The 21,281-nt window shown below is 35.5% G+C and carries 18 protein-coding genes; 3 read left to right on the forward strand and 15 right to left on the reverse strand.

Going from position 1 to position 21,281, the window contains the following annotated elements; all coding sequences use genetic code 11:
* Nucleotides 1-328 precede the first annotated feature (328 nt).
* The 4 genes from G634_RS0100005 to G634_RS0100025 all read right to left on the reverse strand — a co-directional run bounded on the left by G634_RS0100005 (nucleotide 329) and on the right by G634_RS0100025 (nucleotide 5,394).
* Nucleotides 329-1,933 (reverse strand): ABC transporter substrate-binding protein, encoded by a 1,605-nt coding sequence (locus tag G634_RS0100005; protein ID WP_026503561.1) that lies wholly within the window; start codon nucleotides 1,931-1,933, stop codon nucleotides 329-331.
* A 496-nt stretch (nucleotides 1,934-2,429) separates the two neighbouring features.
* Nucleotides 2,430-3,038 (reverse strand): dTDP-4-dehydrorhamnose 3,5-epimerase, encoded by a 609-nt coding sequence (gene rfbC, locus G634_RS0100010; RefSeq protein WP_026503562.1) that lies wholly within the window; start codon nucleotides 3,036-3,038, stop codon nucleotides 2,430-2,432.
* A 22-nt stretch (nucleotides 3,039-3,060) separates the two neighbouring features.
* Nucleotides 3,061-4,092, reverse strand: a complete 1,032-nt coding sequence (gene rfbB, locus G634_RS0100015; protein ID WP_026503563.1) for a dTDP-glucose 4,6-dehydratase — start codon at nucleotides 4,090-4,092, stop codon at nucleotides 3,061-3,063.
* 123 nt (nucleotides 4,093-4,215) lie between these two features.
* On the reverse strand, nucleotides 4,216-5,394 hold the full coding sequence (locus G634_RS0100025) for a MerR family transcriptional regulator (protein WP_035798342.1): 1,179 nt from the start codon (nucleotides 5,392-5,394) through the stop codon (nucleotides 4,216-4,218).
* Between the two features lie 254 nt (nucleotides 5,395-5,648).
* Here G634_RS0100025 and G634_RS0100030 point away from each other — a divergent pair, with 254 nt between their 5' ends.
* From G634_RS0100030 to G634_RS0100040, 3 genes are read left to right on the forward strand one after another with little or no spacing between them, the layout of a single operon-like run.
* Nucleotides 5,649-7,124 carry a nucleotide sugar dehydrogenase gene (locus G634_RS0100030; RefSeq protein WP_026503565.1) on the forward strand — a complete coding sequence of 492 codons (1,476 nt, stop codon included), beginning with the start codon at nucleotides 5,649-5,651 and terminating at the stop codon, nucleotides 7,122-7,124.
* 15 nt (nucleotides 7,125-7,139) lie between these two features.
* Nucleotides 7,140-8,453, forward strand: coding sequence for a sugar phosphate nucleotidyltransferase (locus G634_RS0100035; protein ID WP_026503566.1), 1,314 nt, complete (start codon nucleotides 7,140-7,142; stop codon nucleotides 8,451-8,453).
* Nucleotides 8,422-9,423: a type I phosphomannose isomerase catalytic subunit gene (locus G634_RS0100040; protein ID WP_051233575.1), complete on the forward strand. Its 1,002-nt coding sequence runs from the start codon at nucleotides 8,422-8,424 to the stop codon at nucleotides 9,421-9,423. Before G634_RS0100035 ends, G634_RS0100040 begins: the two co-directional genes overlap by 32 nt.
* A gap of 168 nt (nucleotides 9,424-9,591) precedes the next feature.
* On the opposite strand, the gene G634_RS0100045 is transcribed toward G634_RS0100040, so the two are convergent.
* The 11 genes from G634_RS0100045 to G634_RS0100095 form a co-directional block, all read right to left on the reverse strand.
* Complete coding sequence (locus G634_RS0100045; RefSeq protein WP_242826740.1) at nucleotides 9,592-10,416, reverse strand: sugar transferase; 825 nt, start codon at nucleotides 10,414-10,416, stop codon at nucleotides 9,592-9,594.
* Nucleotides 10,417-10,447: 31 nt separating this feature from the next.
* Nucleotides 10,448-11,083 carry a hypothetical protein gene (locus G634_RS0100050; protein ID WP_026503569.1) on the reverse strand — a complete coding sequence of 212 codons (636 nt, stop codon included), beginning with the start codon at nucleotides 11,081-11,083 and terminating at the stop codon, nucleotides 10,448-10,450.
* Nucleotides 11,084-11,115: 32 nt separating this feature from the next.
* Complete coding sequence (locus G634_RS0100055) at nucleotides 11,116-11,904, reverse strand: hypothetical protein (protein WP_026503570.1); 789 nt, start codon at nucleotides 11,902-11,904, stop codon at nucleotides 11,116-11,118.
* 4 nt (nucleotides 11,905-11,908) lie between these two features.
* A complete protein-coding gene (locus G634_RS0100060; protein ID WP_051233576.1) occupies nucleotides 11,909-13,426 on the reverse strand; it encodes an LCP family protein in 1,518 nt (505 codons plus the stop codon).
* 176 nt (nucleotides 13,427-13,602) lie between these two features.
* Complete coding sequence (locus G634_RS0100065; protein WP_026503572.1) at nucleotides 13,603-14,313, reverse strand: CpsD/CapB family tyrosine-protein kinase; 711 nt, start codon at nucleotides 14,311-14,313, stop codon at nucleotides 13,603-13,605.
* A gap of 23 nt (nucleotides 14,314-14,336) precedes the next feature.
* Nucleotides 14,337-15,890, reverse strand: coding sequence for a Wzz/FepE/Etk N-terminal domain-containing protein (locus tag G634_RS19945; RefSeq protein WP_051233577.1), 1,554 nt, complete (start codon nucleotides 15,888-15,890; stop codon nucleotides 14,337-14,339).
* A gap of 38 nt (nucleotides 15,891-15,928) precedes the next feature.
* On the reverse strand, nucleotides 15,929-16,663 hold the full coding sequence (locus G634_RS0100075; RefSeq protein ID WP_081676381.1) for a CpsB/CapC family capsule biosynthesis tyrosine phosphatase: 735 nt from the start codon (nucleotides 16,661-16,663) through the stop codon (nucleotides 15,929-15,931).
* A gap of 195 nt (nucleotides 16,664-16,858) precedes the next feature.
* Nucleotides 16,859-17,443, reverse strand: a complete 585-nt coding sequence (locus G634_RS19950) for a VanZ family protein (protein WP_051233578.1) — start codon at nucleotides 17,441-17,443, stop codon at nucleotides 16,859-16,861.
* Between the two features lie 136 nt (nucleotides 17,444-17,579).
* Nucleotides 17,580-19,055 (reverse strand): flippase, encoded by a 1,476-nt coding sequence (locus tag G634_RS0100085; RefSeq protein ID WP_026503574.1) that lies wholly within the window; start codon nucleotides 19,053-19,055, stop codon nucleotides 17,580-17,582.
* Between the two features lie 3 nt (nucleotides 19,056-19,058).
* Nucleotides 19,059-19,946 carry an ATP-grasp fold amidoligase family protein gene (locus G634_RS0100090; protein ID WP_026503575.1) on the reverse strand — a complete coding sequence of 296 codons (888 nt, stop codon included), beginning with the start codon at nucleotides 19,944-19,946 and terminating at the stop codon, nucleotides 19,059-19,061.
* A 123-nt stretch (nucleotides 19,947-20,069) separates the two neighbouring features.
* Nucleotides 20,070-21,230: a glycosyltransferase family 4 protein gene (locus G634_RS0100095; RefSeq protein ID WP_026503576.1), complete on the reverse strand. Its 1,161-nt coding sequence runs from the start codon at nucleotides 21,228-21,230 to the stop codon at nucleotides 20,070-20,072.
* Between the last annotated feature and the right edge of the window lie 51 nt (nucleotides 21,231-21,281).

Here is a 21,281-nt window from a genome sequence, read left to right on the forward strand (position 1 = left end):
GCCTTTTAACCCCAAAAACCAACGTTTATAAACAATTCTGCTCATGAAATATTACAAGCCATCAGAACTCATCTAATTAGTTCAAATAACAAAAAGTATGACTTTTTGTCACTTATATTCAGAAACTCGCATTTACTGCGAGTTTCGTGAGAACAAAAGTCAAGTGGCAAACTGGTCCAAGGCGAAGCCTTTTTAAATGGCCAGTTTGCGTAGTTTTTGGAACGTAGTGACAAAAATCTATGACTTCTTGCTGAGATTTAGGATAATCATCAGCAAGAATCCTGCTTCGCAGGACAAAATTTGTCTTAACGACAAATTTTGTCCTACTTTATCCATCGTTTTCAATAACAATCTGATTATCTGCTTTGAGTTTTGAATAAAAAGTTATCTCATTTTCAGACAAAACATCATACCCTTGTTTTCCAAAGTATTCCAGCATTGCTATTGCATGATAGTAATTTGCCTGCTTAGACGCTTCTTGTACGAAATTACTCGCAGGAACTCTTCCACTATCAACAATATCATGTATACCAACCTTATTAAAAAACTGATTGCAAAAATTCCAATACCCAGCAATATTCGTCCAGCCATATGGAATAGGATTTCTGCAGCTTTCAAAATAAATATCCCAATAATTCTTATGTTCTTTATCCATATTTGTATAAAACATTTTTTTGTATAATTCCCATATTTCATTATCCATAGTAATGGGAGCCGGCATAACATCATTTTTCAATAAATTACCCTCAGAGTTAAGAACAGAATAATCATTGTATGCTTCAATCCTCGTTTTCCATCCATCTATTCCAAAACTCATAAATTTGAGAAGTTCATACGCTTCACGCGGGTATCTAGTACTCGAAGATATTCCTCCAAAATCAATTGTTGCTATAGTTTTGCTATCTATATTCGATTCTGTTTCTGTCAAAGAAACAGGAATTGGGTAAGGCACAATATCCAGATCGCTTTGCATAATTTCATAGCTTTCCCATATGCCTTGATACGTCCAAAAAGAATCAACTAAAACAGCAACTTGTCCAGATGTCCCATACCAGGCATTCTCATCACCAAGCCATTCTTTCATTTCAGGAGTTCCTTTTAACGGGGCAACGTACCCTCCGTTTTTCAAATCAGAAAACTCCTGCTCTCCAATAGCCCATCCTTCTAGGTTAAATCTCCTACCATCAAATCCTAGTTCCCCAATAATCTTGTCAGAATACGCAATTCCATAATACGAATCAAGTCTATTGGCACACCCACAGCCGTAGTACTTTTTCTGATTTTCATCTGTATATGTAGCGTCTTTTATAAGATAAATCATTTCTTCCCAATTCCAACCAGTGTCTGGTTCTGCAATACCAAGTTTATTCAAAACATTTCTATCTATATAGATAATTCCCGGAAAAAATTTAACAGGCACTGCATATCTTCTACTCGTTCCAAAGCATCCAAGTCCTGCACTGTTAATAGTAGGCAATAAGTTTTTGGTCTCAGGATCTTTATTCCAGAAATCTGTAATATCGCCCAGCAGCATGTTCGAAAGTGCAAAATCAGCATCTGAGTACATAATAACATCAGGAGTTTCACCATTTGAAACCATTGTAAGAAGAGTATCATCATAGCTTGATACACTCTCATAATAGTTCTTAACTGTTATGTTAGGATAAATCTGCATGAACCTATTAGCCAGATAATTCGTTATTTCTCTCTGATCGAAATTAAAGTATGTAAGAGTAATCTTATCAGAAGTTATATCATTAGATTTGTGATAAACAATATCGCTGCCGACTACAGTACTTTCAATATAAGTAGTCTCTTCATATGACATTGCAATAGAACTGTCATTTTCAACTTGAATCTCCTTTGAAAGCTGACAGGACGTTATAAAAAATACTGAAGTTATGGCACAAAAAATGGCGATTAGTTTTTTCATATGGCTCCAACATTAAAGTATGACTTCTTGTCACTTACATTCAGAAACTCGCATTTACTGCGAGTTTCGTGAGACCAAAAGTCAAGTGGCAAACTGGTCCAAGGCGAAGCCTTTTCAAATGGCCAGTTTGCGTAGTTTTTGGAACGCAGTGACAAAAATCTATAGGTTCTTGTTTTCATTAGGAAAATCATGAACCGTACCAGACCAAAATTTGTCGTTAAGACAAATTTTGTCCTGCAAAGCAGGATTCTTGCTGATGATTATCCTAAATCTCAGCAAGAAGTCATAAGAAACAATAACCTATATAGTTAATCTCTTATCCCCTATATCGCCATTTTGCCCTTGCTTCATTAGTTGCAGTCTTACAGACTTTTCAAAAATCATCTATAATAATTTATCTTTTTTTATAATGCAAAAAAGCCTGCTACTACCTGCATAATGCAAGTAGTAACAGGACTTATCTTTATAAATGCAATATTAAAACCGTTCTGTATTATTAAAACTTAAATGTGTCTTTAAGCCCAAGCCATTTCTGATCTTTATCAGAAAGGTTAAGTGGTGTACCATCTTCCATCACATAACCATTGGCAGAAGCACTTCCTGAATACTCTCCCTTGACATTTGGCCACTTTATGCCAATCTCAGGATCATTCCATGCCATTCCGCCCTCATCATTCTGATGCCAGAAATCATTTACTTTGTAGCAGAACTCAGCTTCATCGCTAAGAACAAGGAAACCATGTGCAAATCCTTCAGGAATAAGGAACTGTTTCTTATTCTCTGCAGAAAGCTCAACGCCGTACCATTTTCCATAAGTCTTGGAGTTTGAACGAAGATCAACAGCAACATCAAATACTGTTCCTCTTACCGCACGAACAAGCTTACACTGAGGATAATTCTTCTGGAAGTGAAGTCCTCTCAAAACACCTTTAGTAGACATTGACTGGTTGTCCTGAACAAATTTTATGTCAAAACCAGCTTCCTTCATATCATTTTCATTATAAGTTTCCATGAAGTATCCGCGCTCGTCACCATGAACAGCTGGTGTAATAACACATAAACCTTCAATTCCACCAACATTTTTCTCAACAAAAATCTGTCCCATTATTCAAAAACCTCGTTTTTTATCAATCAATTACTTTCTTGTTGCTGTACATTTCTTTGTAGTAATTCTGATATTCACCAGAAATGATGTTCTCCCACCACTCCTTGTTATCAAGATACCACTGAATTGTCTTCTTGATTCCATCTTTGAACATAGTCTCAGGAAGCCATCCAAGTTCATTATGAATCTTTGTAGGATCAATAGCATATCTCTGGTCATGTCCCTGACGGTCAGTTACATGCTCGATAAGAGAATATGGCTTGTCAAGAGCATCGCAGATAAGCTTAACGATATCAATGTTCTTCATCTCATTGTGACCACCGATATTATAAACTTCTCCAACTGTTCCCTTTCTCATGATAAGGTCGATTGCCTTGCAATGATCTTCTACATAGAGCCAGTCACGAACGTTAATACCTTCACCATATACAGGAAGCTTCTTATCAGCCATAGCATTGGCAATCATAAGAGGAATAAGCTTCTCAGGGAACTGGTAAGGGCCATAGTTGTTAGAACATCTGGAAATTGTAACAGGAAGTCCGAATGTTCTGTGATATGCCATAACCAAAAGATCAGCAGAAGCCTTAGATGTGCTGTAAGGGCTTGATGTATGGATAGGAGTATCTTCGTGGAAGAAGAGGTCTGGACGGTCAAGTGGAAGATCACCATAAACCTCATCTGTAGATACCTGATGATATCTCTTAATTCCATATTTGCGACAAGCATCCATAAGTACGGATGTACCAATTATATTAGTCTGAAGGAAAATTTCTGGATTTGCAATTGAACGGTCTACATGAGACTCAGCTGCAAAGTTTACGATAATATCTGGCTTCTCTTCCTCGAAAAGCTTCTCAACTCCCGCGCGGTCACAGATATCAAGCTTAACAAAACGGAAATTAGGCTTGTCCATTACTGGTGCAAGTGTAGAAAGGTTTCCTGCATATGTAAGTGCGTCAAGGCAGATGATTCTGTCTTCAGGATGTGACTCAAGTTCATAGAATACGAAGTTGCTTCCAATAAAGCCAGCTCCGCCAGTTACAATAATATTCATATTATCTCCATTCCATCGCAAAAAGCGATTTTCATATATATATTAAATTCCTTATGACAATTGTCATTATCGATCTTGAATTTAATATATAACATGACGTTACGTCACCTTCAAGCACTTTTTTTATTTTTTACAAAGAAAAATTCCTGCATCTTTTGTAATGTGGAATCCATCCGCAGTTTTTTTCTCAACAAACTCCTTGAAATCCTTGTATCTGTCAAGAAGTTTGAGATTCTGGTTGCCATGGCAGGATAAAATATATGAAATCAATGGCTCAGCAACAGATATTTCAATCGCATCCTCAAAACGCACCATATTTATTTCGGTAAAAAAATCCTGCAAAATAGCCATACCATTTTCCAACCCAAACTTATCATACAGTTCCTCTGCTGCAAGTACTATGTCAGGATTAAATTCCTGAACAAGATTGGTTATTTCCTTCATGTGCCTTGCTCCATAAGTACTACACTCAAATATTCCATCTTTTTTTAGAACTCTTTGACACTCTGACACAGACTTTTTTAAGTTCTTACAGTAAAACAGAACATGATTAGCTATAACAAGGTCGAATTCTTCATCATTAAATGGAATACTTTCGCAGTCAATCTGTCTGAACGAAAACCTGATGTCATTTCCAATACTGCGCCTTACATCACGAATCATACCTTCAGAAATATCCGATAGAACAACTTCTATATTATCTGGAAGTTTATCCATATTTTCAGTCCAAAAAGCCCCACTTCCACATCCAACTTCAAGAATACGCATGCCATCTTTTATATCGCACTTATCCATCATCCATGGAAACCACCCTGTCTTGTTTACAGAAAAATCTCTATGAAGCCTTATTCTAGCTGTAATATTTGCATCATTTTGATACTGAGTCTTAAAACTCTGTTCCATAACACTTAAATGGATAAGATTAAGCATGCTACTCCAATCGACCTGTTGCTGTCTCTCAATAGCATCAGTGGTTCTGTCTATTGCATCTGTCATAGCCTGCATCTGCTCTATTCTCTCTTCTACAAGTCTTTTCTGAACATTTAAGTTCTGTAAAAGAAGCTGACTATCAGCTGACGCAATTGTCATTTCTCTTATTTCATCCAGAGAAAAACCCAGATACTTCAGCAAAAGAATCTGAGAAAGCCTTGCAAAATCTTCGTCAGAGTAAAGTCTTGCACCACCTTCTTTATAAGACGAAGGGTGAAGAAGATTCTTTTTGTCATAAAATCGAATAGTTCTTATAGACACATGAGCTTTTGAGGCAAACTCCCCTGATGTGTAATATTTTTTATCCTTCAAAATAGGCCTCCAAGCCCCGGAATGTTATTTTAAGTAACATTTCAGGGTGATTTCAACTAAAAATTAATTATTTTCAAGTTAAAAGTTGATTTTAAATCACAAAAATGATATTCTAATTTTAACAAAAAGGTCTATCCAATTAATATAGACCCTTATAATGATTGCGTATTTCATCGTCGACGAAATTTGGTTTGATTATAAAAAAATACATAAAACACCAAAACAACTACTATTATACAAGAATGGAGATTACTATGAAAACTTTTTCACAGCAGCGTTTTGCTGATTTGGTTTTACAAAAAAGAAAAGAGTTAAATTTAACTCAGGCTGAATTATCCAGAATCACAGGTATCAACAGAACTACACTTAGTCGTATCGAATCCTGTGAGTATATTCCTCTTTTGCCACAGCTCGAAGCCCTTAGCAGCACACTTTTGTTTGATCCTACAGAGGTCTATGAAGATGCTCCTGACAAAGAGTTAGAGCCACACAAACCTTACAACGTTGCTATTGCCGGAACAGGATATGTAGGATTATCAATTGCTACTCTTTTATCACAGCACAACCACGTTACAGCTGTTGATATCATCCCTGAAAAAGTCAAGCTTATTAACAACAGACAATCTCCTATTCAGGACACTTATATTGAGAAGTATCTTGAGGAAAAAGATTTGGATCTTACAGCAACAACAAATGGTGAAGAAGCTTACAAGGATGCTGACTTTGTAGTTATTGCTACTCCTACTAACTACGATCCTCAGAAAAACTACTTCGACACTTCTCTAGTTGAAGATGTTATTAAACTTGTTCTTAAAGTTAATCCAAATGCGATTATGGTTATTAAATCAACTATACCAGTTGGATTCACCAAATCTGTAAGAGAAAAATACAACACAAAGAATATTATTTTCAGCCCTGAGTTTCTCCGTGAATCCAAGGCTTTATACGATAACCTATATCCTTCCAGAATCATTGTCGGAACAGATCTTGAAGATGAAAAGCTTACAAAAGCAGCCAATACATTTGCAATGCTTCTCCAGGAAGGTGCTATCAAGCAGAATATCGATACTCTTATTATGGGACTTACAGAAGCTGAAGCTGTTAAACTTTTTGCCAATACCTATCTTGCACTTAGAGTATCCTACTTCAACGAACTTGATACCTATGCTGAGTCCAAGGGACTTAATACTCAGCACATCATAGATGGTGTATGCCTTGATCCTAGAATCGGTACACATTACAACAACCCTTCCTTTGGTTATGGTGGATATTGTCTTCCTAAGGATACCAAACAGCTTCTTGCAAATTACAAGGATGTTCCGGAAAACCTTATTGAAGCTATAGTGGAATCCAACAGGACAAGAAAAGATTTTATAGCTGACAGAGTATTAGAAATTGCCGGCTGCTATGGTAACTCCGAAGAATACAACAAGGAAAAAGAGCATTCAGTAGTAATCGGAGTTTATAGACTTACTATGAAATCCAACTCAGATAACTTCCGTCAATCCTCTATTCAAGGTATAATGAAACGTATCAAGGCAAAAGGAGCTACAGTTGTTATCTACGAACCAACTCTTGAGAATGGTACAACCTTCTTCGGAAGTCTTGTTGTCAACGATTTAGAGGAGTTCAAGAAAAAGAGCAACGCTATTATTGCCAACCGTTACAACGAATGTCTTGATGATGTTAAAGATAAAGTCTATACTAGAGATATTTTCCAGAGAGATTAAGGAAGGAAAGAAAAAATGAATATTATCCTTTTATCAGGTGGAAGCGGTAAACGCTTGTGGCCGCTTTCAAATGATGTTAGAAGCAAACAGTTCATTAAAATCTTCAAAAATGAAGATGGATCTTATGAATCTATGCTTCAGCGTATGTACAATAATATAAAAAAGATAGACAAAGATGCGGTTGTAACAATCGCAACTTCCAAAAGTCAGGTATCAGCCATTCACAATCAGATTGGCTCAGATGTATCTATTTCTGTAGAACCCTGCAGAAGAGATACATTCCCTGCTATCGCTCTTGCTACATGCTTTCTTCATGATATTAAGCACGTAGACAGAGACGAATCAGTTGTTGTATGCCCTGTAGACCCTTATGTTGAAAGTGACTACTTCGAAGCATTGAAAGAGCTTGCAAGACTTGCAAAAGAAGGAGATTCCAACTTAACACTTATGGGAATGGAACCAACCTATCCTTCAGAAAAGTATGGCTATATAATCCCTGAGACAAAAGAAAATGTCAGCAAAGTCAGCATGTTCAAGGAAAAGCCTGATATAGAGACTGCCAAAGAGTATCTTGAAAAAGGAGCACTCTGGAATGGCGGAATCTTTGCTTACAAACTTGGATATGTTCTCGATATTGCTCATAAACTTATCGATTTCACAGACTATGATGATCTTTTCTCAAAATATGAAACACTTACAAAGATTAGTTTCGATTATGCTGTAGTTGAGAAAGAATCCCGCATCAATGTTATGCGTTTCTCCGGCATGTGGAAAGATCTTGGAACCTGGAACACACTCACAGAGGCAATGCAGGAGCACACAATTGGAAATGCAACTCTTTCTTCCTGTGACAACGTACATGTTATCAACAACATGGATGTTCCGCTTTTGTGCATGGGACTTAAAGATGTGATTGTTGCAGCTTCTCCAGACGGAATCCTTGTTTCAGACAAGCCTCAGTCAAGCTACATCAAACCTTTTGTAGATACTTTCGATGACAGAATCCGCTATGCTGAAAAAAGCTGGGGCAACTATCAAGTTATCGATGTTGAAAGCGACAGCATGACTATAAAAGTTACTCTTCATGCAGGTCACAAGATGAATTACCACAGCCATCAGCACAGAGATGAAGCATGGACTATCATTTCCGGAACCGGACGTACCATTATCGATGGAATGGAACAACAGGTTAAACCAGGTGATATAATCACAATGCAGGCTGGATGCCGTCATATGATTATCGCAGATTCAGAGCTTTCGCTGATTGAAGTTCAGCTTGGCAAGGAGATAAGCGTAAATGACAAGATTAAATACGACGATCCACAATAATCCTTTTTTGCTCTCACCTGCAGGAAAAGATTATTTATGGGGAGGAAGGCGATTAAAGGATTCTTTTTCCAAAAATATTCCTTTAACACCTCTTGCAGAGACTTGGGAATGCAGCGTTCATCCAGATGGACCAAGCGTTGTAGCCTCGGGTTCTTTTCAAGGAAAAAAACTAATAGACGTAATCAGGGATCATCCGGAATTTCTGGGAACACATCCCGATACCAGATATGGACTTCCTATTCTGGTGAAATTCATAGATGCCTACAAAGATTTGTCTGTACAGGTGCATCCAAGTGACGAATACGCTCTTAAATATGAAAACTCACTAGGAAAAAGCGAAATGTGGTATGTAATAGATGCCGCAAAGGGCGCAAAGCTAGTCTATGGCTTCAAGCGAAATATAAGCAAGGAAACCTTAAGAAAAGCCGCTCTTGACGGAAGCATCGAGAAATATCTAAATAGAATAGATATCCATCCAGGTGACGTATTCTATATAGAAGCCGGAACAGTACATGCCATATGCGAAGGTGCATTAATTGCTGAAATACAAGAAAGTTCCAACTTGACCTACCGCCTCTATGACTATAACAGAAGAGACAAAAACGGAAACCTTCGTGAACTTCATATTGATAAAGCAATCGATGTTGCAAACACCAAAAGCAGTACATCACCTCGTCAGCCTATGCACGTATTAAAATATCAGCCGGGCTACAGTTCAACACTGCTTGCAAGGTGCAAATATTTTCAGGTTGAAAAAATCAGAATAAATACAGAGCATGTCCGTGACATGGCAGATTATAGCTCAGGTTCTACTTCATTTGAAGTCTTATTGTGTATTGATGGATGCGGCAGTATTTTTGGAGATAACTTCTTTTTGAATTTCATTAAAGGAGATTGCATCTTCGTACCAGCCAATTCACCAGATTTAAAGCTTCACGGAAAAGCTGATATGCTAAGAATCTATTGTTAAAAAAAAGAGTTTTGATGCTATTTATGGAAAAATTTATCTTTAACCCTAGCGAAAGATTATTGATAGTATCCATAAATTGTAATCAAAACTCTTTTTAAATCAATATTGTGTTTTATGCAATAATAAAAATATCTGCAACTTAAAAACTCCTTACATACACTCCTACTTTTAATAAGCTCCGGCGCCTTTGAATATTACTGGAATTGTCTTCAATATAAGCTTTAAGTCTGTAAGAATACTCATATCTCGTACATACTGCAAATCAAGTTCAACCCATTTTTCCCAGCTTATATTGGCTCTTCCGCTTATCTGCCAGTAACAGGTAAGTCCCGGCCTAACGCACATTCTCTGACAATCATACTCATCACAAGCTTCCATCTGGAAATCTAAAATAGGCCTTGGTCCCACAATTGACATGTCACCTTTGATAATGTTTACAAGCTGTGGAAGTTCATCAATTGAATAATGCCTTATAAAATGACCAACTTTTGTAATTCTAGGATCATTTTTTATCTTAAATGCAGGTCCCGATTGCTCGTTGTTTTTCATTAAATCTTTGAGCTGCCTAGGTGCATCCTTGTACATGGAACGAAACTTATAAAAGCGAAAAGCTTTCATATTCGCACCGGTTCTCATCTGCGAAAAGAAAACCGGAAAACCATCTTCAATGGCTATAGCAATCGCTGTAATAAAGAAAAGAGGTGACAAACATACTAAAGCCACTAAACTAGCCACTATATCAAAGGCTCTCTTTATGAACTTGTAATATAAAGGCTTGCTCTGCCAGATTGCAGCAATGGTCATATCCAGCTTTTCAAGTTCAGCAGAACTTCTTCTGTAAACCTTAACACCGTTTATTAAAGCTGCTCTTTCTTCCTGACCTTGTTCTTCTTTTTCTACGACATTGCTGTTAAGAAATTTAAAATCAAATGCATCCTTCATCTGATTTTCTGGCTTGCTTCTTATGTTTGGAGCTGTCGTTGTCACATTCATCTGCGATTCCTTTCTATGATGCAATTACATATCAGGCAAATGCTATAATAAATGTTCCCATATCAGTTACACTAACAGAAACCTTTCCCTGAGTGACAGTAACTCTTCTTTCTGTAATTGAACCGTCCTTGTGAATCTGGAAAACAATAACTTCACGTCCATCAAACTGATTACCTATTCCAAAGCTTGCTGTAAATGTTCCAAAGCCATCCCAGATAGCAACTCCAGCATCATACATGCGAAGCTTGAATGGACCAAATGAAGAAACAGCGCCGTATTTATCTCTAATATAATTTTTAAGCGAAGACGTAGCTTTGTCATTTCTTGCTACAACCGCTGTAGACACTGCTCTTCCATTAGTAACACTGCTATAATCAGCATAAATTCTGATAGCACCTCCTGTTGATGCATTTCCAACAATTGTGGCAATGCCACCTGAAGCCTTTTCTCTAGTAATAACTATATTGTTAGGAGAATAAACATCCTGCGATTTAACATAAGATGATGAACTCGAAGGCGTCTCCCTAACCGGAACATACACAGTTTGAGTTACCACTCTTGTTTCGGTATTTCTAGTAGTGGAACTAGGAGCAGCCAAAGCAACATTTCCTAACGACATTGACATAACAAGGCATATTACGCCTGCTATTCTTGCACTTTTTTTCATAGTAGTTATTACTCTCCTTTCACGGACTGTTCTTACGGCGAAAGTGACTTAGCGCCAGTCATCGAAGCCTGAACAATAAAACATCTGCCATCCGTAAGCGATGATTGCAACGTCAGAAGCTGCCACGTATTAACAACTTCCTCATGCATTGAATCATTAACATAGGAATTCATATCCCTAATTAAAAATACATCGTTAATATAATTTTGAAATTTCGTATAGTCATAACAATTGTATTTCACTAGGATATCTTCAGGAGAATGGAAATAAGCCGCAAAAATCTCATACTCCATAACCCTGTTTTTCATATAAATATAAATATATGGATTTTTCTCTAAAACCAAAGGATCCAATACGTTTTGGAGAAGTGCAAAACTTTCAATTATAGAACCTTCTCCATGCAATACAACATTTGGATCTGAAAAATCATGACCGTTTCCTTCATCCAATAAGACATATCCGTCTGTCCCCGTCTGGATGATAAATTTCCTGTCAATTGAAGGAATTACCATAAGTGCCACTGCATTATCATAACCATACACAGCATTATCATAATCAAAATCTGCTAGTGGCTCTTTCCCTCTAAACGCAATCTGTACGGAATCCGTTCCAACAATAATCTGCTCATTTGACTCTGAATTATGCGGAAGCGAGTCTACTCTACTATCATTTTTTTCACGATCATCAAGTTCATTTTGTATATCGGCATTATCTTTCGAACTGACAACCTCCCTGACATTTATTTTTTTGCACCCAGAAAAAGAAATCAAAATGCAGAATATAACCAAAATACAAGCCGCAGTACTTATACCTTTATTCATACACTCACCCTATTTCGTTGTAAAAAATCTCGATTATCATGTCATATAAAGCTTTTTCATCGTAAATAAATTCCTCATGTCCGGTGTTTCCGAGCATAGTAACACCCTCCATAGTATAGAAAGAAGCCTCAGAAAAATTGTAGGCAGAAGCCTCCTGAATCAAATAGGTAAGTTTTGATACAGAAATATCTGTAACCATGTACGGCGAAATATCAGAATATAAGTCCATAATAGCAACAGGATTTTTACTTACTTCAGTTCGCAAGGTCGGAATAAAACTTGTCAAATACTGCTTTTCTCTCTCAAGTCTCTTATCTGCCGCACCAATATAGTCACCTCTTCCCTTCGTGTACCAAAAAGCCTGAATACCATCAAGCGTAACTTCATCTCCTTTTTGCAGTACTTCTTCAAGTTTGTTACTGCCACTTCTAAGTTCTGCCATTACCTTAACATCTTCAAGAACTGTTACCTTCACACCTCCAACCGCATCATTTATCTTAGGGATGGCATCATAGTTAATCGCTGCATAACCGTTTATCGGAAGATTGTAGAAAAGATTGGAAACTGCCCTTACTTCGCGCAAGCAGCTCTCCTGTTTGCCATCTCCATACCCATGTGCAAGGCAAATCTGAAATTTCCCGGTTCCCTGATACTCATCCTTCTCATTGTAAATATCAACATCCGTCATCGTATTCCTGTTAACTGCAATAACAGATATCTTATTCTTCACAGGATCAAGGCATAGCAAAAACAGCGCATCGGCCTGTCCTCCGTCCAGTGCATCTTTGTAATCAGTAACTTCTCCATCATGATCTATTCCCATTATAAGAAAAGATAAAATCTTCTCATTGTAATCATAAACCTTGCCATTATACCTGACATAGTCAGACTTCCAATCCTTAATCTTTGCATCAGCTTGTTTTGCATCAGCAAATTCTGCTCTTCCCAGCATAGGTCCAATCTTGTTGGGACTATAAAGAGAAGCCTTACCTGAAAAATACATAACAACTACAGAAATGAATAAAACCGCAATAATAGAAAGTACACAAATAATGCTCGATAACAAAAGCTTTTTCCAAACCTTTTGCCGAACCTTAAAACTCCTATGATGAATTCTGTGATAGTGTCTTGGGAATAAACGCTTAAACAACGAATTCATCTGCGTATGGCGGTGTATTACAAGCATTCCGCTTTTGTAATTCTGTTTAAACGAATGATTGCGCCTTCTTATACGTCCAAAAAAACTGCTTATCTTAACCTCAAACCAAAATGGTTCTCTTTTTTTGACTTTTTTTATCTTCTTTGGTCTGTAATTGTAATACATTGCTTCCTTACTTCGAATTTTTCTTATCTTTGGTTTTTCTTTTGGTTCAGGCTTTTTATGATGATTTTCTCTTCGAAGCTCTTCTTCAAGTTCTTTAACAGTAGGCGTAGCATTTACTTCGTATTCAAGTATAAAATCATCATTACTGTCTTCTTCTAGCGGCGCATAATCACTATCATAATTTTTTTGTTTTCTCATATCCCCTATTTCTAATGATTATAGGCACTATAGGAAACGTTACTATGACTTCTTGCTGAGATTTAGAATAATCATCAGCAAGAATCCTGCTTTGCAGGACAAAGTTTCTCTTGACGACAAATTTTGGTCTGGTACGGTTCTTGATTTTCCTGATGAAAACAAGAACCTATAAATTGTTAATGATCCTCGTTTTTCCCATAATACTTACCATAGTACTTGCCATAATAGCTTCCATAATATCTGCCATAATAACCACGTCCCGACAAATTGACTTTATTAAGTACGCATCCTATTATGTTGGCCCCTGATTTCTTTAACTGTTCCAAAGAACGCTGTACAAATCTGTAGGAATTATCTCCAGCACCTATTATTAGAATGGATGCATCGCACTTTTTGGCAACGATTGCAGCATCAATAACCGAGCCAACAGGCGGAGTATCCACAATAACCATGTCATAATGAACTCTAGCAAAATTTAAAAGTGCATCAAATTTCTCTTTTCCCAAAAGCTCAGCTGGATTAGGCGGCACTGGCCCCGCAAAAATCATATCAAAGTTAGGAATATCACTTTGACTAATGCAATCGTCAAGCGATACCTTTCCTACGAGAAAATGAGTAAGACCATAACGAATCTTTCCCTTTTTTCCTCGCGATTTCATAACAGACTTTCTTAAATCTGCATCTAAAAGCAATGTTCGCATTCCATTTTGAGCAAAAGAAATGGCAAGATTAAAAGCAACAGTTGACTTTCCCTCAGCAGGAGTGGTGCTCGTAACCATTACTATTCTGGTATCTTCACCTGAAAACTCAATGTTTGTTCGCAGCGTCTTAAACGCTTCCCTGCTCCTATAATCAAGATTTGAATCCTTTACCACGAATTGCTGCATACTCTATACCTCATGTTAAAAAGTTAATGAGATCTCATTAAATCCCTGGTTGTAGCTGCACTTATTCTCTGTTTATTTGCTCCATTTTTGATATATACGCTCTGACCATTTACCACCTGCCTAGGCGCATTTGATGACATCTGCTGCCTTTGAGCACCTATTGGCATTCCATTTCCCATCCTCTGAGGAATGCTTCCTGACATCCCGTTTCCTGTTCTCTGCATAGCACTTTGCGGCATCCCATTTCCCATTCTCTGCATAGCACTTTGCGGCATACTGTTGCCACTCCTCTGAGGATTGCTGTTTATCATGGCGTTTCCCATCATTTCACTAGCAGTTCTCTGAGGATTTGTTGCCATACTTTGATTCATTCCCATTGCAGATGGCTTTCTCATGCTATTTTGCTTTGCCCTATCCATTTGCATCTGTCTTGCAATTTCCTGAACACTTGCCCTTTTTGGTACAGTCAATTGCCTCTTAGGTTCTTCATGTCTTATCATATTATTGCTTCTAAGCATATCCTGTGCTGTCATCCCGGTATTGGTACCTTTAGGCGTATTAAGCGCTTCACTTAACGCTTCCTCATTCGTAATAACTTTAGGAATTGGACCTGTATAGTTCATACGTTCGTTTTTTTCCACCTTGTTAAGCCTAGTCAGTGCTGACAAATCAGAATCATGATTAGTAAATGGATTACTCTCTGATTCGATTATTTCTTTATCATACTCTCCTATATCATCGTTTTCTTTTTCTAACAAAGGATCTCTATCAAAAGATTTCTCTTCAACAATATTGCTGTCTTCTTCCTCTCGTGACCTTCTCCTCTCTTTCCTGAAAATACTTCTCTTTTCTCTGGATTCATCTTCCTCCTCGATAATAGGAATAAGCGCCAGCGTAGTCTGCCCCAGATACTTTTCAATATCATCAGAATCCATAATAGAATCATCCATTATATATTGAAGAATCAGTATAAAACCAATAAGTATCATTCCAAGAAGCCCGCCAAAAACAGTCCACTTGATAATAGATGGTGCTGCTGGTTTTGTAGGAAGATTAGCTTCATCGACGACATTTACAGCTTCGATATCCATTACATCTTTTATCTGATCTGTTGCGACGTTTCGAATATTGTTAGCTATTTTCTGTGCAAGCCTAGGATCTTTTTCTGTGACTGTAATACCTATAATACGCGTATCTGTGGCATTTTTGACTTTAACCTTCTCATATAAACTCTTGTAATCCTCTTCAAGCTGTAGATTGGAGATAACAGATACCAGCACAGTCCTACTCTTTACAAGTTCTTCATAATCCTTGGTAAGCTGGGTTGCCACCTGAGTATCATTGTAGGTGATTGTATTACTTTCGTTCTTATTCAGAATATATACACTGGTAGTCGAATCATATACAGGAGTAATCAGGTAGGTACTTATCAAATATCCTGCACTTCCAGTTATTATACCTATTAGAATAATAAGCCATAGACGATGCAGAATTAGACCAAAGATTTCTCCAAGGTCAATTTCAATTTCTCCACTTCCTGTGTTTTTGGTATTCACCTGATCAATTTTTTGTACCATACGCAAATCTCCCTTTGCTAGAAAAAAAGAAAACAATATTACAAAAGATATTTAAATGCATTTTTGTACAAAATTCTGTCAACATATTTGGCTGGATATTTACGATATAATCTTTTAACACACTTTCTAATGTCAGGAGTTCTACGACCTCTACTCCTATGTGCATCACTTCCTATGTAATCTACAAGTTGTTCTTTAAGCATTTTGTGAAGAAAACGCTTAACTCTTCGTCCCATAAATCCTGTAACATCTGCTGCATTAACTTGAATCTGCACACCCATATTGTGGATAATTCTGGCATTTTCAAAACATTCAACAAAGCAGTTATATCTCTCAATGTGTGCTAGAATAGGCGTGATTCCAAGCCCTTGAATCATATCGAGTGCATTTTTAATATATTCAAAACGATCTTCTGGAAGAAACTCTACTAAAACGAAATCCTGATCATTCATTCCACAAAAACATCCATGTTCAAAATAATCATCAAATTCAGAAAAAAACAATACTTCATTGCCCGAAGCAATATCTATGTCAATCCCCTGTTTCTCTGCTTCATCAAGGACTCTCATAGTAAGTCTTTCAATCCCCTTTGGAGAAACATTCCTATGTCCTGTCTTATAATGCGGAGTAGCAAAAATGTGCGTAATACCACACCTTTTTGCCAGTTTTAACATTGCTATAGTCTCACTCATATTCCTCGAACCATCGTCAACGCCAGGTAAGATATGACAATGAATGTCGACAATGAAAGGTGGTAACTTCTTTTTGAACATTTATTTCACCCCTCAAAAGTGTAACCAAAATAAGACTAAACCTCTCCATATTTAATTTTACGATAATTTATATACGAATGATAGATATTTTTCTTACAAAAAGAATTTTAAAGAAAAAAAGTGAATTTTCCGAAGTTTTTCTAGATTTTTCATTCTATTTTTACTTAATATTAGAGATTTTTTAATGTTTTTTTGTTATTTTTTACCAATGATTGATTTGATACCTGCAAATAGCTTATAGACTATCCATAAAGATCCAAATGCGCAGTATCCAATTATAGAACCGAACACATTCGTAATGATATCATCTGTCTGAGTAAATCCTACCGCAAATAAGAGCTGTATCATCTCAAATGAAAAACTTAAGAAAAATGCAGCTCCAATGCATACAAAAAAACTCCTGAATTTCTTAAAAGCTATTGGGAACAAAAATCCAAAAGGAATAAACATTATGATATTCTCTATAAAAAAGGCAGTATCCCAAATTGACTTCTTCCAAGTAGAAAAAGGTATAACCTCAATTTCAGACAAGCTTCCCGGCACTCTAGATAAAAGCACTCTCTGAATCATAACAGTGAAATATATAAGAATAAAGCAGATGCTAAGCGCACTTATTGGACGAAGCTTGACCTTTATTTGCTTTTTATGACACAAAATAAAATAAGAAATATATAAAAGTGCGAAAACAAACGCATATCCACATCCTCTTAAGGCATATGGAAACACGTTTTCAATATCTGTTTGAATTACTTCTGGTAAGTTTATATAAATGTTGTACATAAAATCCTTTTTAAATAAATCTTTGAAATTGTGTTAATCTCTAAAAATAATTAGTTCTAACCTGCTCATAATTGTCAACGTAACAATTCTATCACACTTTCTAAAATTCGAAGTAAATTATTCACTATTGATAGAATCATTTTTTCTTTGTTATAATCAGCCCTCTAACATTATTCATTATATTGGAGGAATCATCTTTCTTAATAAATCTACTAGAAATAAGTAATATTCCAAGTACCAACATATATGATATACCACTAAAAAAAATTTTTAGAATAAGTGCAAATACCATATTTCCAACTGGTGGTACGTATTCTTTAAACAGTAAAAACATTACGATTCCAGCTATGACAAAAGGAATCGAATTGATAATATTTCTCTTTATATTAGCCTCTTCGTATACATATGCAGCCTGTATAACACAAACTGTAATCTCTGCTCCAAGAGTTCCTATCGCAGCCCCTATCGATGCCAATTTTGGAATAAGTAAAAAGTTAGAGATTAAATTCACCGCTGCACCAGAAAACAATGACAGAATAAAAAGTTTATCTCTTTTTCTTGGTAATAAGTATTGTGTCCTAATGACATTTGCAAAAGCAAGGAACAAACAACTTGGTAGAATAATATAGAAAAGTACAACACACTTTTCGAATCCTTCCCCAAAGAAAAGAGGAACAAATATATCCGCAACCGTCATTATTCCTAAGCAAATCGAAGAAGAGATAAACATAGCAAATACAATTGATTTATTAAAAGTCTTTTCCAATTCATTGAAATTGTCATTATGCGATATAATATTTGACATCCTAGGAAGCATTACAGTTCCTAAAGCCGTAATCAAAGCAAGCGGAACATTTATAATTTTTTCACAACTATAATAATATCCAACTTCTTTGCTACTACCTAACGTACCCAGCATTATTTTATCCATAATCCTATATAAACTAACAGCAATCGTTGGCAAAAATAAAATTAAATTAGGTTTTATATGCGATAGTATACCTTTATATGATGGTTTTATAAAACAAACTTTCTTAAAAACAGCAGGTATCACCACAACTTGACTAAATAAAAAACCAATACTATAAATAAGAGCATATTTCCAGACATCGTTTTGATTATGTATGAATAAAAAAATAAAAAGTGTCGTTAATAGCTTTATTAATACATCTCTAATGGAAGTAAGCCTAAACTCCTCCATTCCATACAAAAACCACGTAATATCTAATGTTCCGGATATTACAACCAAACATAAAACAAGTGCTACTATTTTGCTATGAGAAAAAAAAATCACGTATTCAAGATATGCTATTGATAATAACGTTCCAATCAAAAACTGGAACATATATATTTCCCAAAAAGTTTTTGAAAGCTTATGTCTATCATCTTTTATATATGCAATCGTTCTGTTACCATAGTTCTTCAATCCCAAAATTGATAATATATAAAAATAGTTTGCAATAGAATAAGCATATGAAAACTCTCCAACTCCCTGAGCCTTAAGGACTCTTGAAATATAAGGGGTAGTAATCAATGGAAGCATTATTCCCGTAAGCTGGTTAAATACACTAAACATGAAATTTTTCTTTACGCTTACACCATTATTATTCATATGCTAAATTCCCGAAGTAAGGTCCCATTGTTTTCCTAGCATTTCATCAAATTCTGATGGAACACATTTAAATAATCCACTTCCAGTAGAAAATGTCATTTCACCAAAATAAATTTTACCCTTAATATTGTATAAATCCACTCTAACATGCGAAAAACCTGTTGATAATATTTCTGCTATTTCTACCATCTTGTCATAATTTTCAGGTTTTTCAATCTGATCTTTTATCGGTTCAAAATCCTCTCGATAATAAGGGAGTAAATTAAAATCTCTATCGCAAATACCTAATTTAGCATTTGTATGTACCGGATACGTATTTACCATTACATATAAGCAATAAACCTTACCATTGAAACAAAAAAACTTATAATCTGGTAAATCTCCAACATTTATATTCAATATATTTTCTTCAACATATAATTGCGGCTTAATATTCTGATACTGTAATTCCAAAGTAGTGTATGCAAAATTAATATCGAGCCAGCTGTTGGCAGTTTTAATAGCCTTATCTAAGTTAATCTCACTTTTATTATTGACAACATAATTAAATCCAGAACCATGATTTGCTTTTATAACAAATCTTTCTGGAAGTGAATCAAAATCAATTTCCTCCGCAGAATTATATGGTCCTTGAAGAATTGGTATAAGGTAATCTTTCCCTATTTTTTCTTCAATCCACTTTCTAACGCGGATTTTATCAGAAAGCATTTCTAATAGTTGATTTCTTCTATGAAGTTTTGCCCACTGTATTTTTTCTGTGTAAGTACATGGATGTTCTAAATTACACTTTTTTCCAACATTTTTAACATATCCCAATTCAATACACAACGGATACATTTCCGCTGGTATATTTTTAACAATATGATATTTTATTTTTCTGCAACTATTCATCAAACATCCTCTTTCTTAATCATAAAAAGCATATTATAATCAAGTAATCTCTTCCTTGGTATCAACAACTATTTCTTTTCAGTAGTAGTCTCTAAATCTAACATATTTTTTATATATTCACATCTATACAAACTCAGAATATAAATAGAATATTTTTCTAATATTTTTTTCAGATGAAAAATCATTTACAGCTCGTTCATGTGCATTTCCACCAAATTCAGGAATCAATCTTTTGTCGGATATTATTCTTTTAATGCATTGTGCCAAGTTCTCGCAATCGCCCCATTTATATATAAAACCATCAACTCCCTCTCTAATAATCTCTTTATTAGCCCCACTATCTGAAGCTACAACCAATAATCCATGCATCATATATTCAACTGTAACTCTCCCAAAAGCTTCGGATTTAGAACAAATAACCCCAACATCATATTGGCCAATAATTTTTTCTGGATTAGGAACATATCCAATAAATTTAACTACTGTTCCAAGATTATACTTTTTTACAAGCTTCTTTAACTCAGACATGTATTTTTTATTTCCATCACCTACTATATCAAGCAATACTTGACTTTTTGTATAATTATCCATCAAAGCTATAGCTTCAATAAGATGCTTTTGACATTTAGCTTCACTTATTCCTCCAAGCATTAATATTTTTATTCTTTCACCTTGAAAACAACCGTAGTCTCTACATTTTTCACATGCAATGCCGTTATAAATAGTAATAATCTTATTTGGAATAATTCCCCTATTTATCCAATGGTTACGAACTGAATCAGAAACCGCAACAAGTAAAGTCCTACTATCATTCATTAAATCTATATAATCATTTCTGAAATGAAAACAGTTAAAATCTGAATCTCCGTATTCTCTTATATGCCAAATCAATCGCTTATTATACTTTCGGGCAAGTCTAATTCCAATATCATCTCTTGATGAATTACTATGTATCAAATCAATTTCATCAAATTTGATACTTCTATTAAGAAACAATTCTATATTAATTGTTCCTATAGCATATTCTATATATTTTAAAACAACTTTTATGGGGAATACCAATTTGCTATATGGTCTACTTTGACAATACTGACCAAATACTTTGCATATTACTTTTTCACAATATGCCTCATACATATGACGATTATGACGTAATTTAAATGGAATTAATAAATATATTTTCACCTTATCGCCATACAATTGTTTCAATCCCTTTAACGTATAAAGCATTGATTTTGACGCACCATATTTACTATCAGAATCTGAAATATATAAAACATTCATAATATCTCCATAGAATAATCAAAAACTACCCTCACGTATTATCTTTAGGTT

It is taken from the genome of Butyrivibrio sp. NC3005 (genome assembly GCF_000424545.1).
In the GTDB taxonomy this organism is placed as follows: domain Bacteria; phylum Bacillota; class Clostridia; order Lachnospirales; family Lachnospiraceae; genus Butyrivibrio.